Below are 20679 nucleotides of genomic sequence, written 5' to 3'. Positions count from 1 at the left end.
GCATAAGTCTTCGCACGTTATACCGAAAAATAGATAAACTTCATATTCTATCTTGAAAAATTAACCCCGGAAACGAAGAAAAAAAGCGTTACGCATGGAAGAATGCATAACGCTTTTTAGCGTTCTAACTGATTAAATACCCCTTACCGTCCAAATACAACCCACATTGTGCCTTCACGTTCTTCCATTGTTACACCGCGCCAGCCCTCGGTGAGTTTGGCTTGTTGGGCGGCTGTGTCACTCATTAGGATAGACGTGATTTCTCCGAATTCTTGAGGCTCGGATTCTTTCAAATCCTTCATAAAAACATAGCGCAGGCTTCCGCCATATTTCTCCTTTAACGCACCGATTTCCATCCCTTGAGCAAACTTATCTTTTAAGCTCGGCATATTAAATGGTGCAACTGTACAGCAAACATATCGGTAGCCGTGATTACTCTTAGCTAATTCCTGCATAATAAGGGTCGCAAGGATCTTTTGCAGCTGATTTCCCCGGTAGGCTGGGAGGACATTCGAAATTTCCTGGTAGATTACCCTGGATAATTCCTCCTCTGGTAGCCCGATATCTATCCCTAAGTGTTCTTCATCGATCGGAGGAACTAATAACGCTCGAAATGCAATGAGCTTCTCCTCATCAAATGCACCTATCATTAGTCCCTTTCCTGTTAAAATAAATTCAAATTCTTCTTTCGTAAGTGGCTGCAGCGTATCTTTGCCCTGTAATTGAAGAAGAACTTCTTCTTGTACGTTTAAAATAGCAGGCAAATGATCGCTATTTAAAGTGCGAACTCTAAATGGAAGGGGCCCCTCCTGACCGTTTTTATTGAGTGTACCTTCATAAATATGGTTCACAAATTTCCCTCCTTTTTAGCGGACAATATCCTGAAATACGGTTAATTCGCTCAGTATTTCTTCATCGACCTCGACACCTAATCCCGGCTTTTCAGTTAACCGGATAAACGGGACATCATAGTGTAAATTACCAATATCCTTTGAAAACTTCAAGGGGCCCGTTAATTCGACACTTGTAATGACCTTTTTGGAAAAAGCGACATGGAATCCTGCTGCAGATCCAACAGAAGATTCGACCATCGACCCAACTTGGCATTCGATGCCTGCAAGCTCCGCTTGATGAGCAAGCTTCACAGCAGGATAAATTCCCCCGCACTTCATTAATTTAATATTGACTTTATCAGATGCGCGTTTTTGGATGATTTCGAGCATTTCACGAGAACCTTTTAAGCCTTCATCGATCATTAAAGGAAGAGTAGTCTTAGATTTTACTTCAACCATTCCGTCAATATCATCAGCAACTACCGGCTGTTCAACCCAATCTAAATTGCAATCGCGTAATTGGTTTAAAGCCACAAGTGTTGTTGAACTATTCCTCCAGCCTTGATTGACATCTACGCGAATCGCAATATCCTCTCCAACTCTTTCACGAACAGCTTGGATTCGCTTCACATCTTGGCTGACCTTTGTTCCTACTTTCATTTTAAAAGATCGGTAGCCCTTTTCGACCATTGATGCAGCTTCATCTGCCATCTCTACAGGCTCAGCAATACTTAGCACATGGGTGATTGGAAACTCGTCATGATACCGTCCGCCGATCAACTGATACACTGGCTGCTCCAGTTTTTTCCCCATAATATCAAAACATGCAATATCAATTGCAGCCTTGGCAGTCGGCGCCCCGTAAATTGCCTTATTCATGAAATCGTGAATCTTCTCGATTTCCATCGGGTTTTTACCCAGTAAAGTAGGTGCTAATGTATTTTTCAATATATGAAAAACGCCTTCCCATGATTCCCCTGTCACATGTTCGTCTGCCACCCCTTCACCGTAGCCGACAATGCCTTCGTCCGTTTCAATCTTCACAATGATAGATGGCATATAGTCGTATGAACCATAGCTGATGACGAATGGGTTATGAAGCGGTAAATGAATGGCATAAAGATGAATAGCTGTAATTTTCATTAGTATGACTTCCTTTCGTTTACAAAATAATGAATGATTTGATATAGTTGTCGTTAAATAGTCGCTATTTAAAAATGTAAATCCCTTTTTTTGGAGTTGAATTAATGAGTACGAAAATTGCTGTCATTTGCTCTGCTGATTTTTTTCAAAGTATCCAATCCGTTGAGCCATATGTTGCTAATATTGAATTGATTCCCTATATTTATCAAGAACCACAAGGAGCAGCTAACCTTGTAAAAAATATTAAGCCTTGCGATGCTGTCTTTTTTTCAGGTGCTTTGCCTTATTATTTTTCGAAAAAACATCGGGAAACTTTACCTATTCCTACGCTCTACCTAGTCCAAGATGAAATGACCATCACGACATCTTTACTCTCTATATTTTATCATAAAAAAGTTCCGTTGGAGCGCATTTCGATTGATTTAATCGATTCTTCTTTTTTAACAAATGTATTAGAGTCGATAGATATTAATGTGCAGCGTTTTCATGTAATGGATTATCATCAAATGCTTGAGAAAGAAGAGTTCGACTTGAAACGAATCACAAGTTATCATTATTCACTTTGGAAGCAAGGCTCTGTCGATTTAGCCTTAACGAGTATTCATGCCGTTTTTGATCAGCTACAGCTTCTTGGCGTACCTGCCTTAAGGATGACGGATCCAATAAGTGTATTAATTCGAGGGCTGCAGGATGCGAAAGACCAAGCCGAGCTTGTAAAAAGTCAATCCGCTCAAGTAGCAGTTGCCTATGTCTCTCTAAACAATTGGGATAATCAGCAGCGGGAAATAGTTGATTCATTCGCTCATAACATCAATGCATCCGTACAGCAGGTGGATGATGCCCTTTTTGTCCTTTACAGCACTCGGGGCGATATCGAAACGTTAATGAAGCGGGATATGCTCCAGCATTTCCTTAATAAATGGGAAGAAACTATCACCATCGGCTTCGGCTATGGGACTACAATAATGGAAGCTGACCAAAACGCAACAGACGCCCTCCGGTTTGCCGAAAAAAATGCAGTTGAAAAGTGCGGGTACATTTTAACGGAAAAGAAAGAGCTTCTTGGTCCTTTTCCACAAGAAAGTAAACAACTGCGATTGAAAAATGATCATCCTGAATTTTTGCAAATAGCCAAACGAACGAAATTAAGTCCTGCTAATCTCTCGAAAATCATGCAATTCAGCAAATTTAGGCCGTCACTTCAATTTACTTCTAAAGAACTTGCTGAATATCTTCAAGTGACAAGACGTTCCACAGAGCGCATAATTAAAAAATTAGTCGACCATGGATATGCTCGTGTCGTCGGTGAAGAAATGACTTATCAACAAGGGCGCCCGCGTGCCATTTACGAACTCGATTTGCCCACTTATTTTTGATCCTACTATAATTTCACTTATACCATATATAATAGTGGTATTATATAGTGTTATCATTTTTTCATTTGACTGTTTTCTAAAATTGTCGTTTTTAAATAGATTTTGTATGTTGATTGGAGCGGAAATCAACTAGACCTCATTTTTGTTAAATAGTAACAAAGATTACGAAAACAGCCTTTCATTTTCATTAATTATATGATGAAATTTACTCACATATCAAAAGAATAATTTTTAAAGGAGAATAGGATGATTTCTAAAAAAATACAGATGACCCCGGACTTTGATCCATGGGAAGCTTATATGGATATGAACCAATATGGAAAACTAACTTTGTCTAATATTGAATTTACGACCACCGTTTTATGCAATATGCGCTGCGAGCATTGTGCAGTCGGTTATACGCTTCAGCCCAAGGACCCGGATGCTCTTCCAGTTGAACTTTTACTTAACAGACTTGACGAGATTCCACATTTAAGATCTTTAAGTATCACGGGCGGAGAACCGATGCTTTCGAAGAAATCCGTGGAGAAATATGTAGTTCCTTTACTGAGGTACGCCCATAGCAGAGGTGTGAAAACACAGATGAATTCGAATTTGACTTTGGAACTTAGCCGCTATGACGCGATAATTCCATACTTGGATGTTCTGCATATTTCTCATAACTGGGGAACGGAAGAAGACTTTGTCGAAGGCGGCTTCGCCATGATGGAACGCAAACCGACAGTTGAACAAAGAAGAAGCCTTTTTACAAGAATGATTGATAACAGCCGTGAACTAGTAAAAGCGGGAGTAATGGTTTCTGCTGAAACGATGCTTAATAAACGAACATTGCCGCATCTTGAAAAGATTCACAAGCAGATTGTTAGCGAAATGAATTGTCAGCGGCACGAGATACATCCTATGTACCCTTCAGATTTCGCCTCATCTTTAGAAAGTCTTTCTTTAGAAGAAATCAGATCTGCCATTCATCATTTATTGGATATTCGGGATGAGAATACATGGATGCTATTTGGTACGCTTCCTTTTTATGCTTGCGGTTCAAAGGAGGAAGACTTGAATCTTTTGAGTCGATTATATTCTGCTAAAAAGGTAACGGTGCGAAACGACCCGGATGGACGTTCCCGCTTAAATGTAAATATTTTTACAGGCGATGTGATCGTGACCGATTTCGGTGACACTCCTTCTCTAGGCAATATAAAGAAGGATGCGCTTTCAGATGTATTTGATCAATGGATAGGATCCAGCCTTGCTGAATCATTGAATTGCCATTGTCCTGAAGTTCGCTGCCTAGGTCCAAATGTTCTAGTAAAAAATAGTTATTATAAGGATGTAGATTTTCAAAAAGGGAAATCAAACTTGTAAATCCAACAACCAGCGATTTAACTCCATGCTCTATACGTCCAAAATAAAAACGCCAGAGATCTGGCGTTTTTTATCTTGGACGTTCTGATACTAAAAATCCAAATGATACATGATCTTGAATCGGGATCCATGCTCCAACGCCCTGGGATGTTACATTTTTAATAATAATCATTTTTTTGTTTCCCTTCAGCATTAAATATACTTCTCCATAGGTTACCTTTCCTTTTTCATTGACGGCGGGAGCGTAGCCGTATAAATAGCCTAAATTTTTCGGATGGATGTTATAGATTTGGTCTTTTTTTGTTCCGGCTCCGATCACTGTATCAAAAGCAAGCGGTAAGCCTGATTTCTCCATCGCTTTTAATAACATCATTTTTTTAACATCTTCCATATTTGGAACCTTTGCTGTCAGTCCGCCACGTACAACCTTTTGTACTTCTTGGACGTAATGGATTCGGTAAGCTGCCTTCCCTCCCCGATTGTCATAATAGTTCGTATTTATTTTTTGATATTCCCAGTTTGGTGACGTTTCTGATGACTCATAATTCAGCGGCCATTGGCCAAGGTAGATAATGGCTCGGTACCCAACAGCAAAAGGAGTGCTGTTCACCGATGATTCATTTAGCATTCGAATTAAGTCAGGGTTTTCAATTTTCACTTTCGACGAATCGATGAGCTTTTTGGTTAATTCACTTGGCTGGAGAGTAGGCATATTCTGGGTTGGATTTGGATATGTGTTTTCTTTCGTGATTTTTAAAACAGAGCTTGGCACAGTGATCCCCTTTGGGACTGGCACTTCCTTTTTCTGGCCCGTTTCTGCCCATGTTAGGTGTTGAATTGATAACATGAAAAGTAGACCTATTAGGAACATGGAAACGAATTTTTTCATGCTGTCGAACTCCTTTCAACTCACTATCTTTTTAGTTTGCTTTTAGTTTTTTCGTAGTTCAGTTATATTATCCATCCGACGAAAGAAAATCATCGTACGGTGATTTTTTACAATATGATTTCATTAAACTGATATTTGTAATACTTTTGTAAAAATTAGAATATTTACAAACATTCAAAAACATTGTATAATTAATTTACTTTCAATAAAAAGGAGGGCGGTTAAGTCGATTCGCTTTTATATAAAATAAGGAGGATGAAATAATTATTGTTAAGAAGTCATCATTCCGGATTAGGTTTCGTGGTCAAATAACAACGTAAAGGTTGGTGATCAATGCCTGAAAGCGAGTAGATTTATTTCCTTTTTAAAGCGTAAATTCCAATAAAAGATACTTATCAATAAAAAACGACTCTGAGAATTATTCGGAGTCGTTTTGTTTTTCATAATAGCAATTTTCGTAAAGTTTGTTGCTTTTTAGTGTGATTTTTATATAACTATCTGAGTTGATTGGAGCGGAAATCAACGAGCAAACTTTGAAGAAAAAAAAACAATATATGCGAAAAGAGCCTTCATAATAAATAAAATCCAATCCCCATAATTACGTAGGCAGCAAGCAATGTGGCTCCTTCAAACCAGTTCGATTCGCCATCGTTCGAAATTACGATCATGAGTAAAGCGGCTGTAACCATTGCGATTAATTCTGGAAGAGTAAACAATAACCGCATGGTTGTCGGGAAAAACAAGGAAATTAATACAAGCAATGGTGCGACAAACATCGCTATTTGAAGCGTAGACCCGACTGCAATTTCAACGGCAACATCCATTTTGTTTTTATAGGCCATGATGATTGCTGACGCATGTTCTGCCGCATTTCCAACAATGGCAACAATGACTACCCCTATAAATAATTCTGTCCAGCCAAATGTTTTCCCTACTTCTGTAAAGGTATGTACTAAATGTTCAGAAATATAAGCAACAGCAATTGTTGCGAGGAAAAGGACAGCTATCGCCTTCCCTTTGCTCCACTCAGGGACTTCGTCAGCGTGCAGCGCTCTACTCTCATCTTTCGTTTGATAAACCCCACGGTGAGTAACAAGTTTAAAAAATAAGGCCGCCAAATATAACGTAATCAAAATAACCGAAATGCCGATACTGAAAATTAACGTTTTGCTCGCATCCATCGATTTGGAAAATACCTCCGGAATGACAAAGGCAACAATCACTCCAAACATAAGCAATCCTGAATTATGCCTTGCATCATAGACGTTGAATGACTGACGCTTAAATTTTATACCCCCAATAAAGAATGACAATCCAGCTACTAATAACAAATTTCCAATAACAGAGCCTGTTAATGAAGCTAGTACCACGCCAATCAAGCCTGCTTTAAGGGCAAAGATCGAGATAATTAATTCGACCGCATTACCAAAAGTGGCATTCAATAATCCGCCAATCCTTGGACCTGCTATTATCGCCAGGCTTTCCGTTGCTCTCCCCATAAAACTAGCAAGCGCAATAATGGTCACGCAATAGATTATAAAAAGCAGAATACTTGACCAATGCATCAGTGTTCCAATCACCGACAGCGGAACTCCTCCAAATACAAGCACTATAAAAACTTTATTCATTATTGGTACTCCTTTCATAGATGATTTTTCTGTATTCATCTTTGGCACAATTCTATATATCAATACTTTTTCCGATATAACGGTGACATTATATATATATCAGTACCCCTTTCTATATATCAGCTACTTTTGCAATTTATCGGCCTTTGCGAATTCTCACTACTCATTAGTTTATTTTTTCTCATTGATCCCTATTCTTCCCCAGACTTAAAGAATAAAAAACACTATTTATCTTGCCAACGTTGTCAATTCTAGATACCATCGACTAGTAGCGATTATGAAAAATGCCTTTAACCAACAGAATTGTTTGGCAGAAGAAATAGAGGTTTTGTAAATGAATAAAGAACAAATACGATTTTGGATTTTAATTAGTATCGTTGCTATCTCTGGATTTAGCCAGGGGATGCTTCTCCCGTTAATTGCAATTATTTTTGAAAATGATGGCGTTTCATCAAGCTTAAATGGACTGCACGCAACAGGATTGTATATTGGCATCCTGCTTATTTCCCCCTTTATGGAATATCCATTAAGAAAATATGGTTATAAACCGGTGATCATTTTCGGAGGATTGCTTGTTGTCCTTTCACTTGTCTTGTTTCCATTTTGGAAATCATTTTGGTTTTGGTTCTTTTTACGTCTATTAATCGGAATTGGTGATCACGCCCTTCATTTTGGGACGCAAACATGGATTACATCTTTTTCGCCGGAACATCAACGAGGCCGAAACATCTCGCTATATGGATTATTTTTCGGTGCAGGCTTCGCAGTAGGCCCTTTGATGGCTCCGCTTATTAATATTAATGAGACACTTCCTTTTATTTTGTCATCATGTCTATGTTTGATTGCGTGGTTGTTTTTATTCACATTGAAAAATGATTTTCCTGAGCAGACGATCCAAATTAACTCATTAAAAGAAACACTGAAACGGTTTAAGCAAGCGACAAAGTATGGGTGGGTCGCATTTCTGCCCCCATTTGGGTACGGTTTCCTCGAAACTTCAGTAAATGGAAGTTTTCCCGTTTACGGGCTGCGAATCGGCCTTGAGGTATCGAATGTTTCTCTGCTCCTAACATCTTTTGCGGTTGGTGCGATTGTTTTCCAACTCCCGCTTGGCATCCTAAGTGATAAATATGGCAGGCGAAATATAATCATGGCTATTCTATTTGCCGGGTTTTTAAGCTTTACAACTGCCGGCTTCTTAGAAGATATTCTCATTGGTTTAACGATTTGCCTATTTGTAGCCGGAATGGTCGTTGGCTCCACCTTTTCCCTTGGTATCAGCTATATGGCCGATTTAATGCCAAAGAACTTGCTTCCAACCGGGAATTTGCTATGCGGAGTTGCTTTTAGTATCGGTAGCTTAGCTGGTCCTTTTTTGGGTGGTGTCTTTATCCAACATTTCAAATCAATCAGCTTTTTTAATATTATTAGTCTCATGCTTTTTCTTATTTTCTTAACAGTAGCTATCTTTGGAAGTAAACCAGAATTAGTAAAAAAAGAAACGTACTAGATGGTTTTGTGAATTTCTTAACTAATTATAATAATTATAAAAAACAAGAACATATTGCTTTTCATTTCATAGGCTATATAGTAAACTTAAATTAAATAAATATTCCATCTCGGCATTACGCTGATTGTAATTGTTTTTTTGCTGTCGCCTATATGGCGGCAGCTTTCGTCGTTTATTAGGGGTATTGATGCTGATTATTCTTCTCAATTGTAAAATCTAAATGAAAACAAAACTCATTAAGAGGAGGAAAAGGAATGAGCGCGGAAGCAAAAGCTTTATTAGGAAGTGTGAAGGAAAATGAAAGCTTCATTGAAAAAATAAAACCTCATGCAGAATTAGTGGCTGCTCTTTTTAGCGGTGCACTGATTGTCGCAGGCTGGATTTTAGACAGGAATGATTTTGCCACTGCCTCTGTTTCTGCCTATATTTTAGCTTTCGTCATCGGCGGATTTGCAAAAGCAAAAGAAGGCATTGAAGAAACGATTGCCAACAAAGAGTTAAATGTTGAAATGTTAATGGTTTTTGCAGCCGTTGGTTCTGGCCTAATCGGCTACTGGACAGAAGGAGCCATTCTGATTTTTATCTTTGCTGTGAGCGGGGCATTAGAAACATATACAATGAATAAAAGCCATAAGGAAATCTCCGCTTTAATGGAAATCCAGCCAGAAGAAGCTTTAAGAATCAATAAAGGGATCGAAGAAAAAGTACATGTATCCCAACTTGCTGTTAGTGACCTCATTTTAGTTAAGCCTGGTGAACGAGTCCCTTCTGACGGAACTATTTTAAGAGGGCAAACGACTTTGGATGAGGCCGCAATTACCGGTGAATCGATCCCTGTATCAAAAGGTGCTGAAGATGTCGTTTTTGCAGGAACGGTCAATTTAAATGGCTCGATCACAGTCGAGATTACGAAACCAAACAGCGAAACCCTTTTTCAAAAAATCATTCAGCTTGTTCAATCAGCACAAAGTGAAAAATCCCCTTCCCAGCTTTTTATTGAACGGTTTGAAGGGACGTATGTAAAAGTTGTCTTGGCCGTTGTTGTTCTGATGATGTTTGTTCCTCACTTCGTTTTAGGATGGAGCTGGACGGAAAGCTTTTACCGGGCGATGATTTTACTCGTTGTTGCCTCTCCCTGTGCGCTTGTTGCATCAATTATGCCTGCAACCCTGTCGGCGATTTCAAACGGAGCCAAACACGGCATTCTATTTAAAGGCGGGGTTCATTTAGAAAATTTAAGTCATTTAAAAGCCATTGCCTTTGACAAGACGGGCACGCTCACAAAAGGAAAACCTGAGGTAACAGATGTCATCGTCGAACAAGGCCTTTCAAAGGAAGAAGTATTATTAATAGCCGCTTCCGTTGAAAGCCACTCGACACATCCATTAGCTAATGCGATTGTCAAATATACAAAAGAAAACTTGACTGAATCCCTTATTGATCCTAAAAGTATTGAAGATGTGCCTGGCTGGGGTGTAAAAGCCTTCATTGATGCGGATGAATGGAAAATTGGGAAAGCAAAATTTGTTGGTGCTGAATCTGCCGCGAGCTTTGCTGAAGGAGCAGCTGCCAAAATGGCAAGTGAAGGTAAGACGGTTGTTTTCGTTCAAAAGAATGGAAAAATTGCTGCGATCATCGCCCTCCAGGACGTTGTTCGAAAAGAAACGATCAAAGCCATTGATCAATTGAAAAATCAAGGCATATATACGATTATGCTTACGGGCGACAGTCAATACACGGCAACAGCCATTGCAAATCAATGCCATGTTAATGAGTATATCGCTGAATGCTTGCCTGAAAATAAAGTCGAACAACTTCATGCATTAAAAGAAAAATATCAAAATGTCGGAATGGTTGGAGACGGAATTAATGATGCCCCGGCTTTGGCGACAGCCAATGTAGGAATTGCAATGGGTGAAGGATCCGATGTTGCTCTCGAAACTGCAGACGTCGTTCTTATGAAAAACGATCTGCCCCGCATTGCTGAAGCCATTAATCTTTCGCGAAAAATGAACAGAATCATCAAGCAAAATGTCATTTTTTCGATTACCGTAATTATGCTACTGATCGCTTCAAACTTCCTACAGATTCTTGACCTTCCATATGGGGTCATCGGTCATGAAGGAAGTACAATTTTAGTTATTTTGAACAGTTTGAGGCTGTTGCGATCATAATCTCATCTTTGGATTCTCTTTGAGGCAGGACTTTCTTTTTATTGATAATCTCGGTGACGTTTATAAATAAACTGTTTTTACATTTAGACGCTTAACTGATTGAGTTAAGCGTCTTTTTCTATTTTTGTTGGGTAATAATCAATCTAAGTTAGTTTTAAAAAAAGCCCGTTTAGTTAATGATACCCGTTCTGTCCGTTTGCAGAGCCGGATGTTTTATTTTTTGGCGAGCCTTTCCCTTTTTGTTTCGTTCCGCCGTCTTTTTTTTGCTTCGTCATATACCATATCTCCTTCAATGAAAGTAATTTTTCCCCTGTCTTATTCTTTGACAGATCCCTTTTATTATCAAAGGAAACTTATAACATATAATTCAACAATCAGCACTCTTATATTTACTATATATCGCGTTTATTTCTCCGCCGATGATGATAATGATTCCTGTCAGATAAAACCAGATCATAAGTACAATAATCGCACCAATACTTCCATATGTAGCCGAAAAGTTGCCGAAATTCGAGACATAATAGGAGAAAGCGAGAGATGACAGCACCCAGCCTATCGTGGTAAAAATGGCCCCGGGAATAACACTTATGCACGTCAACTTTTTATAAGGAGCCATCCAATAAAGACCGGTAAACACTACAAACAAAATGATAGAACTAACAAGCCAACGCAGCATATTCCATGCGGCCACAAACTCCCCTGTTAAGCCCAATTCAGCAAATAAATAGACGCCAATCTGCTTACCAAAAACCGGCAGCAGTAATGCAACAATAAAAACAAATAACATAGCAAAAGTAAACAAAATGGCCATCCCCCTCGCAGCAAGGAACGGACGGCTTTCCTTCACTTCATAAGCTCGGTTAAAAGCCCTTACAGTGGCATCAATCCCATTTGAAGCAGACCAAATCGTTGCAATAATCCCAAATGAGAGTAACTTGCCGTTTTTTGTTGAAATCTCCTTGATGTTCGTCTCAATCAAATTCATGCTCTCTGCTGGCGCAAAGTCACGGACCACACCAAGAATGTCTTCCTGTGTAATTGGCAAATAGGGTAGCAATGTAACTAAAAACAGGAGTAATGGAAAGAGTGAAAGCAGGAAGAAATAAGCCAATTGTGCAGCAAAGCCAAATAAATCGTCTACCATCACCCTTTTCCATAATCGCGGAACCAGAGTTGAAAAAGCTCGTCCCATTCCAACACCTCACTCGTTTCGTTCTATGCTTACGACTTGTTTTTTTCAGAATCAGCCTCATTCTGATCTTCTTGTAAAAACGTATGCTTTGTATCCTCAACAAATTCGGCTACTTGCGATGCTCCATCCCTTAATTCTCCCACTTTCCCAGTAATGAACGAAACATCTGCACTTACCTGCTCAACCGTGGTTTTAATTTTATTTGTCACTTCTTTGACATGACTAACTACTTCATCAGGATGCTTCACATAAAAAGAAATTTCACTTGTTGTTTTTTTACAACTTTTCATAACAGATTGCCGGGTGTTCTTATCAAGCAGGCTTAAAGCTCCGCCAGCAAGTGCACCGTATATGACACCTTTCCAAAATAATGATTTCCCCATATTCATCTCTCCTTCTATCTAAATATTATGTGCATGACGAAGATCTTTTAACAGCAGTTCACAACCCTAGTTATTATCTGAACAAATCCTTCTTCCCTTCATTTTCTTCTATACCCCATGCCTCATGCAACTTTTAAGGAACATAACGGGATCTCTCTGCATTAAATATCGGTTGACAATTAATAAAGAACATGGAAAGATGAGGATACTTAAAGCAAATGTATATAATCTATACTAATGGGGGGAGAAATCCGAAATGAATTTAACAGAAAAATCGGTAGAAAACGTTGAATATATGATCGAAGCAATAAAAGAGAAACTTAAAGTATTAAACTTCGGTGCCATTAAACCATCGCATTTTGATGAAGAAATGTATGAGGAATTAAAGGATATTTACGATCTCGTCATGAAAAAAAACTCATTCAGTCCGAATGAAATGCAAGCATTAGTTGAGGAGCTCGGGAATCTTAGAAAAAATAAATAGTGAAATAAAGCAGCCTTCGAAGGCTGCTTTATTTGTTGCCTCTCTTCCTAATGCATATTAGTGTTCAAGAATGGAAATAAAGCTGGTAATACCCCTAAATTTAAAAAAGCTAAAGTAGTCACCCCTTCCATTTATCGCTAAAATAAGCTTATACAATTTCACTTGGAGGAATCGAATGAGAGAAATAACCGTTGAAGGACTTATCGAATTAAAAAAAGCAATTCCTATTGATGTTAGATCGCCCGGTGAATTTAACGAGTTCAGAATTCCTGGAGCCGTCAATATCCCATTATTTTCTGATGAAGAACGCGTCATTATTGGAACGCTTTATAAGCAAGAAGGCTCGGATGCGGCTAAATGGCAGGCCATGGAGATTGTATCTCCGAAGATCCCTTCTATTTTGGGACAAATAAAAGATTTGCAAGTGGATAATCATCACCCTGTTATCTATTGCTGGAGAGGTGGAATGCGCAGTAAAGCAGTGGCGACCTTTTTGTCATTTGCAGGAATTTCTACTCCTCGTTTAACCGGAGGGTACAGAGCGTACCGCCAGTTTATTTTGGAGAAGATCCCAAGCTTTCTGCCTCCAAGAGCGATTACTCTCCATGGCATGACAGGCGTAGGTAAAACAGATGTTTTAAAAAAGTTGAGCGACAGAGGATTCCCGATTATTGACTTAGAAGAATTGGCTGGCCATCGCGGGTCTATTTTCGGAACAATTGGGCGAGGCGCCGGCAATAACCAGAAAACATTCGACGCGCTTCTGTTTCAAACTTTAACTAAAATTGAGGGTACTCCATTTTTTATCCTAGAGGCAGAAAGCAAACGAATAGGTAAAATTGTTCAACCGGAAGAGCTAATAAACAGAAAACAGCTTGGAATCCATATTAATCTTCAAGCGTCAATGTCATCAAGAGTAGAGCGAATTTATCATGACTATGTTATGCCATACCTTAAAGATGATTGGTTTCAAGAAAAAGTAATTGAGCTCTTAGCTTTTATTAAAAAACGTTTAAAGAATCAAGAAATCAATTCCCTTCTGGACGAGGCAGCTAAGGGTCAAAACTATAAATTGGTTATTCAAATTCTACTGGAAGCATATTATGATCCCCGATATGCACATAAGCAGTCTGAATATGAAGGGCCTTTCCTTCATGTCGATGCCGATCATACTGATTTAGCTGTTGATGAAGTCATTCAAATCATTCAATCCCAAAATGCTCTAGTCAGATGAGCATTTTTTCTTTTTTAAAGGCTATTTTCTTAAATTTGTTGTCTTTATAATGTGATTTTTATTTAATAATCTGAGTTGATTGGAGCGGAGGGCACTTGACTCCTCGAAAATGCTATCGCATTTCCTTCGTGCGTGGGAAGATTCACTAAATTTAAAGGACATTTAATATATATATTGAATATTTATAGTAAGAAATTAGGAATTTTTTTGAACAAGTTGTTCTTAATATGGAACTTCTAATTTGTTTTTGTTATGATAGAAATTACATATTATGATAAGGTGTGTGAGATTGGATGATCGGAAATCGCGTTAAAACACTCCGCCTAGAAAAGAAGATGTCGTTATCCGAGCTTGCAGAACAAGCTGGCGTTGCTAAATCATATTTAAGCTCGCTAGAAAGAAACCTGCAAACAAACCCTTCTATACAATTTCTTGAGAAAATAGCTGCTGTATTACATGTTCCTGTCGATCATTTAATCCATGAACAGCCGAATACCGACGATTTGGATTCGGAGTGGCTTGAGATTGTACAAGCAGCGATGAATTCCGGCGTCTCCAAAGAGCAGTTCCGCGAGTTCCTTGACTTCAATAAGTGGAGAATTGAACAGAACAAATAATTATATTACCTAGAGACGCAATAGCTATAAGAAATTTGAGTTACGCGTCTTTTTTTGCAAAAATAAAAAAGCATTTCTTCAGAAAGACTTTTCTTTCCTAGAAATACTTTTGGGAGTCTATTTATTAGTTTTTACCAATTGATCTTTAGCACTTTTGTTTGAAAGATAGGCCAGTATTTCCTCTTTCTGCATGCCCATGTTTTTAGCTTCAAGTATTAATTGCAGCCATTCACTGTCTATCCCCTCGGTGGTTACTTTCGTCTTAATCACTCTCTTCCCCCCAAAAAATCAAATCATATTCAAGATAATCCACCAATGAAGTATATGATCCCCAAATACTTTTTCTTTTGGCTTTGTCCCCTTTAGTTTTCCTCTTTTTGTCAACTAATTTCACCTATTTGTATTATAATTGCTCCAGTCATTTATCCATGTTACTTTTTGTCTACTCCGAAAACTTAGCAATCAATTTATTAACCCAAAACACGACAACTTCCGCATGATCCTAACATAATCTACTTATTCCGAAACATTTTTCATGTAAAAGGATCCAAAAGAAGCATTACTTTATACATTATGTTGTAATAAACAGTCGAACTCTTTTCGAAATTTATGGACAACTTGTAACTTTAGTCATTGAATATTAGTTGCGTTCTAGTTAATATATATCGTTCATTTTCTATGTTTTATCAGTTGAACATCATTTACAATATGACCTTGCTCGTGAGATACACCATTTTAAGACTAATTTTACAAGAGTTACAAAAAAAATAGGATCCAAAAACCATGGTATGCACAAACAATCATGTAAAGAATCGAAGCTGAAAAGGCTAAATTTTTTACTAATCCTTTCGTTGGAATTTTCTTCAGAAGCAATAAAGCGCATAGAAGCAATGAGAGAAATAGTTTATAGCCAATAAAAATTTCTGAATTACTGTTGTATAAAAGGCTCATTAGAGGATTACCCTCCTCGATAAGGGAATAACGAAGTCCCACATAAGTGACAACACCATCGAAGATATTTAAAAAGGCAAGAAAATAGATAATCTTTTTTAAATCTAACTCCATTATTAATCAGCTCGAATTCAATTGCTCGTTAAAGGCCGAGCTTATTTGGAATAACTAGTAAATCGCAGTCTGCTCTAAATCCTATTTTTTCCTTAAATGATTCCTGTAAACAAGAGATGTTATTTTTATTACTATTTCCTTCTTTCTCCCCCCTTTTTCCTCCCTATAAAAGATAGGTTTCTTCATATGAATCCTTTCAATGGTCATTGCATCAAAAAACGGAAACTTTGTTAAATCATTTCCGCAAACAGGACAGAGCCACTCACCTATTTCACTGCTGCTATAGGATGGTCGCTCGCATTTATCACATTTTTTTTGATACATAGTTTACCACCCCTTTTATTATCAGGACGATGTAAACAGATTTTACTTCTAGAATAACCACGTTCCTTCAACGGAATTAACGAATCCGTTTCTTTTAAAGAACACCTAAAACCAGTATAGTTCATATGTACCGTTTTTTAAAAAACTAAATTTATCCGTTTTTTCGTTTTAAAGAACAATTTTCGTGAATATACTCACCCTAGCTTGATTTTTCTTAGTTTTTTGAATTTTTCGTTAAGTATTTCGTTCGTTATAATGTATATGTAGACTGAATATAAGGAGAAATATGCCTATGGTTGGAAATCGAATTAAACGGCTACGGCTCGAAAAAGGATATTCCATTAATGAGCTTTCTGAAAAAGCAGGCGTATCCAAGTCTTATTTAAGCTATATCGAAAGAGGGATTCAACGAAACCCTTCCTTGCAAGTAATCTCTAAATTGGCAAGTACACTCGGCACAAATGTGGAGGATCTTTTAGATACAAATAAGGATGGCAAGTCATCAGACATATGGAAAATCGATAGTGATTGGATCCAACTCGTCCACGAAGCCATTAACCAAGGAATAACGAAGGATGATTTTGCCTATTATTTAGATTTTATTAAATTCAAGAAAAATAACGAGGGAAATAAATAATTGCGGATCGGAAACAATTATTTTTTCTTATAGCCGCCTAGACAATTCAAGATTATAGGAATATAATTAGCTAGGTAACTAATTCAAATCAGGTGATATTATGCAAATTATACAAAATGAACTATTTCATTCTATTAATCAATTTTCACGCCATTTTTCAAAATCTTTAAATGAGGTTCTTGTTCCGCTTGGTTTATATTCGGCTCAATGGGCAATTATCTACTTGCTGAAAACAAATGGACCTGCTACCCAGAAGGATTTATCGCTCTACCTTGGGGTTGAGGCACCTACAATGACTAGGACATTGGCCAGAATGGAGAACTCCGGTTGGATTTCAAAAATCTCTGGTTCTGATAAACGGGAAAAACGAATTATGCTCACTGAGAATGCCAACAAGGAATACGATCATTGGCTAAATGCAGTCCGCACATATGAAAAACAACTTTTAAGGAATGTAAGTGAGGAAGAAATCACCACCATCCTCACTGTTGTGAAAAAAATGAATGAAAGCCTTTTGCGATAGACCCTTTTCAATTTGAATTTTGCATGGATCAATTATGTTGGCTTCATTAAATGCTCTCGCTAGCTTGCCAATTGCTTCTATTCCCACATCCATTCTCTCAATTTCAGGCATCTAAATTACCCGCGAAGTGATTTGACTCGTTCGCAAACACAGCAGCGTACGAAATCTAATTTTACTAATTATGGAGGTCATCATGAAGAAACAGCGTTTATGGACAAAAGAATTTTTAAGTATTTCGATTACAAGTTTTTTTATGTTTATCGGGTTTTATATTTTGCTGACGACGCTCCCGATTTATGTTTTGGACGATTTAAAGGGGGATGGGACTGAAGTTGGATTAATTACATCTGTTTTCCTTATTGCTGCTGTAATTATCAGGCCCCTAACAGGAAAATGGCTGGACGAGATTGGTCGGAAAAAGATTTTGTTCATTTCTTTAATCTTATTTTCCGTATCCACTATTTTTTATTTTTGGGCTAATTCAATAGCCGTCTTGCTTGTGTTACGATTCATACATGGGATCGGATTTGGAATGGTGACTACAGCAGCAGGTGCTATCGCAGCTGATATTGTCCCGAATGAAAGAAAAGGCGAAGGACTTGGCTATTATTCGATGTTTATGAATCTAGCAATGGTTATTGGCCCTTTTGCTGGTCTGACGATTATTCAGTATTCAGGCTTTCACTTGATTTTTGGTTTATGTGCAGTTTTAGCATTCCTTGCATTGCTTCTATCTTTTGCTGTCCGCTTGCCAAAAGGGGGATCCTCAAGTCCGAAATCACAGCAGCCACCATTTTCTTTTGCCAGTCTTTTTGAAAAAAAGGCGATGCCCGTTGCAATTGTGGCAGGTATTCTTGCTGTTAGTTACTCCGGAATTCTTGCGTTTATCTCTGTTTATGCAAAAGAACTTGGTTTATTTGAAGCGGCTAGCTTCTTTTTTGTTGTTTATGCTGCTTTTATGCTTATTTCCCGGCCGTTTACCGGAAGATGGTTTGACATCTATGGGGAAAATAAGATCGTTTACCCGGCGATAATTTTATTCGCCTTCGGTATGTTTTTGCTAAGTCAGGCGAATACTACCTTTGTATTTCTACTTGCCGGTGCCATCATTGGCTTAGGCTATGGAAGCCTTGTGCCTTGTTTGCAAACAGTTGCCATCAATAATTCTGACCCTTCGAAACGAGGTTTAGCTACTTCAACATTTTTTACATTTTTTGATGTTGGAATTGGCCTTGGATCCTATGTTCTTGGAATGATCGCTGTATCTACAAGCTTTTCATCCGTATATCTTATTTTAGTCGGAGTGATTTTCCTTGCCCTGCTGGCATATTACTTGTTGCATGGCAAACAAATGGCAGCCCGGAAAACCGGATATTCGAAAGCAGATCTACCTTTATAGGTTAGAGTGAGAGGTAAGATTGGAGGTAATCGGCGAATGAGCCGGTTTCTTTTATTTTTATTATAGAAAAAGAAGCTAACCCAATTTAGGCTAGCTTCCGATTCTTGGTAAGATTAAAATTTCTACCCTTCTATTTTTCGCTCTTCCTTGACTTGAATCATTGGATGCTACAGGCTGATATTCACCAAATCCCTTTGCACTAAACCATCTCGGGTCTAGCTTATCGTTCTTCAAAACAATTTTCATAAAATTGATTGCCCGCATGACACTTAATTCCCAGTTCGATTCGAAAGGCGCATTCCCGATTGGTACATTATCGGTATGTCCGCTAATAATAATATTCCTCGGTGGTTCCATCACTAGAAGCTCGGCAATTTCATTAGCAATTTTTAAATCATTTGGTCTGACATCTGCACTTCCTGGAGAGAATAAAACATTATCTCTAATTGATACTAATAAACCCTCTACTGTTAAGGAGGTTTCTAATTTATCGGATAAACGATTTTTCTCAATATATGTGTTCACCTTATTTTGTATAGTGGCAAGCTCCTGCTGATCTGCTTGGTGCTTAAATTCCTTCTCTTTTTCTTCATTTTCCTTGTTCACTTCATCTTTCTTATCAACATCTGATGTCTGCATTTGCCCCTCCGGCATTGGACTTGGGAATTCAAAAATCCCTGTTCCCCCGGTAAAAGCGCTATTAAAGGCTCTTGATATTTCCTGGAACTTTTGAGCATCTATTGAGCTAGACGAGTATAGAACAATAAACAAAGCTAACAGCAATGTTAAAAGATCAGCATAGGGAAGGAGCCATGACTCATCGATGTGTTCCTCACCCTTATCCTTCTTTTTACGTCTACTCATCCGTCTTCACACCGCTTTCTTCAAGAAACTTCTTTCTTTCTCCTGCAGGTAAATAAGAAGCTAATTTTTGCTCAATTATCCTTGGCGCCTCCCCCTCTAAAACGGATAAAATTCCTTCTATCATCATTGATTTCAGTTTAGCTTCCTGCTTAGATTTCCGTTTTAGCTTGTTTGCAAACGGATGCCAAAGCACATAACCTGTGAATATTCCTAGCAAGGTTGCGACAAACGCCGCACTAATTGCATATCCTAAGCTATCAGTATCATTCATATTTGAAAGCGCAGCAATAAGTCCGACAACAGCTCCCAAGACACCCAGAGTCGGAGCATAAGTCCCTGCCTGTGAAAAAATCTGTGCTCCTGCTAGATGTCTTTCTTCCATTGTTTCAATTTCTTCAGTTAATATGTCACGTATGTAATCGGCACTCTGTCCGTCAACAGCCAAAGATAGTCCGTTTCTTAGGAACGGATCGTCCACTTCATTTGTCTTTGCTTCAAGTGCAAGCAAACCTTCTTTTCTTGCTAGCTGTGCCCAATCTGAGATCATTTTAATTAAATCTACTGGATTCATTAATTTCTGTTCTTTGAAAATAACCCCAAATAACTTTGGTACCCGCTTAATTTCACTTGTCGGAAATGCAATTATAACAGTGGCCGCTGTACCAAGGAGGATGATCAGTATGGCCGCCGGATTTAATAGAGCAGCAAGACTAACTCCTTTTAGAACCATTCCAACCCCGACCGCAATTACTCCTAAAATTAAGCCAATTAACGATGTTTTATCCATATGCGCCTCACCCATCTCAAATAAATTCGAACGATGTCTTTAATTCTAATAACACTTTTTAAGTTTTTTTCATGGATATATCTAGATTCCGCTGATATTTTTGCTTTTTCACCGTAAAATTCAGAATTTTGTTGATAAACTTGTTCTTTAGAAAAAAACAGCTTAAAAAACGGATTCTCTATTCTTATTTCGACAAATTCTACATAAACTTTAGGCAAATTCACTTATTTGTTTCCATAAATATCTTTCACACGG

The 20679-nt window shown here is 38.1% G+C and carries 20 protein-coding genes; 10 read left to right on the top strand and 10 right to left on the bottom strand.

Going from position 1 to position 20679, the window contains the following annotated elements; all coding sequences use genetic code 11:
* Positions 1-143: 143 nt before the first annotated feature.
* On the bottom strand, positions 144-851 hold the full coding sequence (locus BGM26_RS16330; protein ID WP_217041056.1) for a GNAT family N-acetyltransferase: 708 nt from the start codon (positions 849-851) through the stop codon (positions 144-146).
* Between the two features lie 15 nt (positions 852-866).
* Positions 867-1976 (bottom strand): mandelate racemase/muconate lactonizing enzyme family protein, encoded by a 1110-nt coding sequence (locus BGM26_RS16325; protein ID WP_217041054.1) that lies wholly within the window; start codon positions 1974-1976, stop codon positions 867-869.
* Between the two features lie 104 nt (positions 1977-2080).
* On the opposite strand from BGM26_RS16325, the gene BGM26_RS16320 reads away from it, so the two are divergent.
* Both BGM26_RS16320 and yfkAB read left to right on the top strand, forming a co-directional pair.
* Positions 2081-3352: a transcriptional regulator gene (locus tag BGM26_RS16320; RefSeq protein ID WP_217041052.1), complete on the top strand. Its 1272-nt coding sequence runs from the start codon at positions 2081-2083 to the stop codon at positions 3350-3352.
* A gap of 246 nt (positions 3353-3598) precedes the next feature.
* A complete protein-coding gene (gene yfkAB / locus BGM26_RS16315; RefSeq protein WP_217041050.1) occupies positions 3599-4714 on the top strand; it encodes a radical SAM/CxCxxxxC motif protein YfkAB in 1116 nt (371 codons plus the stop codon).
* A 70-nt stretch (positions 4715-4784) separates the two neighbouring features.
* Here yfkAB and BGM26_RS16310 read toward each other — a convergent pair whose 3' ends face one another.
* On the bottom strand, positions 4785-5603 hold the full coding sequence (locus BGM26_RS16310; RefSeq protein ID WP_217041048.1) for a YfkD famly protein: 819 nt from the start codon (positions 5601-5603) through the stop codon (positions 4785-4787).
* Positions 5604-6172: 569 nt separating this feature from the next.
* The gene (gene cax / locus BGM26_RS16305) at positions 6173-7249 is read right to left on the bottom strand and encodes a calcium/proton exchanger (RefSeq protein ID WP_217041214.1); all 1077 of its coding nucleotides are present in this window, start codon (positions 7247-7249) and stop codon (positions 6173-6175) included.
* 316 nt (positions 7250-7565) lie between these two features.
* Between cax and BGM26_RS16300 the strand changes: the two genes are divergently transcribed.
* A complete protein-coding gene (locus BGM26_RS16300; protein WP_217041045.1) occupies positions 7566-8741 on the top strand; it encodes an MFS transporter in 1176 nt (391 codons plus the stop codon).
* Positions 8742-8995: 254 nt separating this feature from the next.
* The gene (locus BGM26_RS16295; protein ID WP_217041043.1) at positions 8996-10915 is read left to right on the top strand and encodes a heavy metal translocating P-type ATPase; all 1920 of its coding nucleotides are present in this window, start codon (positions 8996-8998) and stop codon (positions 10913-10915) included.
* Between the two features lie 367 nt (positions 10916-11282).
* On the opposite strand, the gene BGM26_RS16290 is transcribed toward BGM26_RS16295, so the two are convergent.
* Both BGM26_RS16290 and BGM26_RS16285 read right to left on the bottom strand, forming a co-directional pair.
* On the bottom strand, positions 11283-12107 hold the full coding sequence (locus BGM26_RS16290) for a YihY/virulence factor BrkB family protein (protein WP_217041041.1): 825 nt from the start codon (positions 12105-12107) through the stop codon (positions 11283-11285).
* A gap of 29 nt (positions 12108-12136) precedes the next feature.
* On the bottom strand, positions 12137-12490 hold the full coding sequence (locus BGM26_RS16285; protein ID WP_217041039.1) for a YtxH domain-containing protein: 354 nt from the start codon (positions 12488-12490) through the stop codon (positions 12137-12139).
* Positions 12491-12746: 256 nt separating this feature from the next.
* Between BGM26_RS16285 and BGM26_RS16280 the strand changes: the two genes are divergently transcribed.
* The 3 genes from BGM26_RS16280 (at position 12747) to BGM26_RS16270 (ending at position 14825) form a co-directional block, all read left to right on the top strand.
* Positions 12747-12974 carry a DUF1128 domain-containing protein gene (locus BGM26_RS16280; protein WP_217041037.1) on the top strand — a complete coding sequence of 76 codons (228 nt, stop codon included), beginning with the start codon at positions 12747-12749 and terminating at the stop codon, positions 12972-12974.
* A gap of 175 nt (positions 12975-13149) precedes the next feature.
* On the top strand, positions 13150-14208 hold the full coding sequence (gene mnmH / locus BGM26_RS16275) for a tRNA 2-selenouridine(34) synthase MnmH (RefSeq protein ID WP_217041035.1): 1059 nt from the start codon (positions 13150-13152) through the stop codon (positions 14206-14208).
* Between the two features lie 293 nt (positions 14209-14501).
* Positions 14502-14825: a helix-turn-helix domain-containing protein gene (locus tag BGM26_RS16270; RefSeq protein WP_217041033.1), complete on the top strand. Its 324-nt coding sequence runs from the start codon at positions 14502-14504 to the stop codon at positions 14823-14825.
* 117 nt (positions 14826-14942) lie between these two features.
* Here BGM26_RS16270 and BGM26_RS16265 read toward each other — a convergent pair whose 3' ends face one another.
* Positions 14943-15095, bottom strand: coding sequence for an anti-repressor SinI family protein (locus BGM26_RS16265; RefSeq protein WP_217041031.1), 153 nt, complete (start codon positions 15093-15095; stop codon positions 14943-14945).
* 486 nt (positions 15096-15581) lie between these two features.
* On the bottom strand, positions 15582-15890 hold the full coding sequence (locus BGM26_RS21840) for a DUF5658 family protein (RefSeq protein WP_367949344.1): 309 nt from the start codon (positions 15888-15890) through the stop codon (positions 15582-15584).
* Positions 15891-16506: 616 nt separating this feature from the next.
* Between BGM26_RS21840 and BGM26_RS16260 the strand changes: the two genes are divergently transcribed.
* From BGM26_RS16260 to BGM26_RS16250, 3 genes are all read left to right on the top strand, one after another.
* Complete coding sequence (locus tag BGM26_RS16260) at positions 16507-16851, top strand: helix-turn-helix domain-containing protein (protein ID WP_217041030.1); 345 nt, start codon at positions 16507-16509, stop codon at positions 16849-16851.
* A 100-nt stretch (positions 16852-16951) separates the two neighbouring features.
* The gene (locus BGM26_RS16255; protein ID WP_217041028.1) at positions 16952-17374 is read left to right on the top strand and encodes a MarR family winged helix-turn-helix transcriptional regulator; all 423 of its coding nucleotides are present in this window, start codon (positions 16952-16954) and stop codon (positions 17372-17374) included.
* A gap of 193 nt (positions 17375-17567) precedes the next feature.
* Positions 17568-18773, top strand: coding sequence for an MFS transporter (locus BGM26_RS16250; protein ID WP_217041026.1), 1206 nt, complete (start codon positions 17568-17570; stop codon positions 18771-18773).
* Between the two features lie 90 nt (positions 18774-18863).
* Here BGM26_RS16250 and motB read toward each other — a convergent pair whose 3' ends face one another.
* Together motB and motA are read right to left on the bottom strand one after the other, a co-directional pair.
* Complete coding sequence (gene motB, locus BGM26_RS16245; protein WP_217041024.1) at positions 18864-19637, bottom strand: flagellar motor protein MotB; 774 nt, start codon at positions 19635-19637, stop codon at positions 18864-18866.
* Positions 19630-20424, bottom strand: coding sequence for a flagellar motor stator protein MotA (gene motA, locus BGM26_RS16240; protein WP_217041023.1), 795 nt, complete (start codon positions 20422-20424; stop codon positions 19630-19632). The genes motB and motA overlap by 8 nt, the downstream gene beginning before the upstream one ends.
* Positions 20425-20679: the final 255 nt, after the last annotated feature.

The organism is Bacillus sp. FJAT-29790 (genome assembly GCF_019039215.1).
In the GTDB taxonomy this organism is placed as follows: Bacteria; Bacillota; Bacilli; order Bacillales; family Cytobacillaceae; genus Cytobacillus.
The sequence above is the reverse complement of the archived record's forward strand: the minus strand, read 5'-3'. Positions and strand labels throughout refer to the sequence as shown.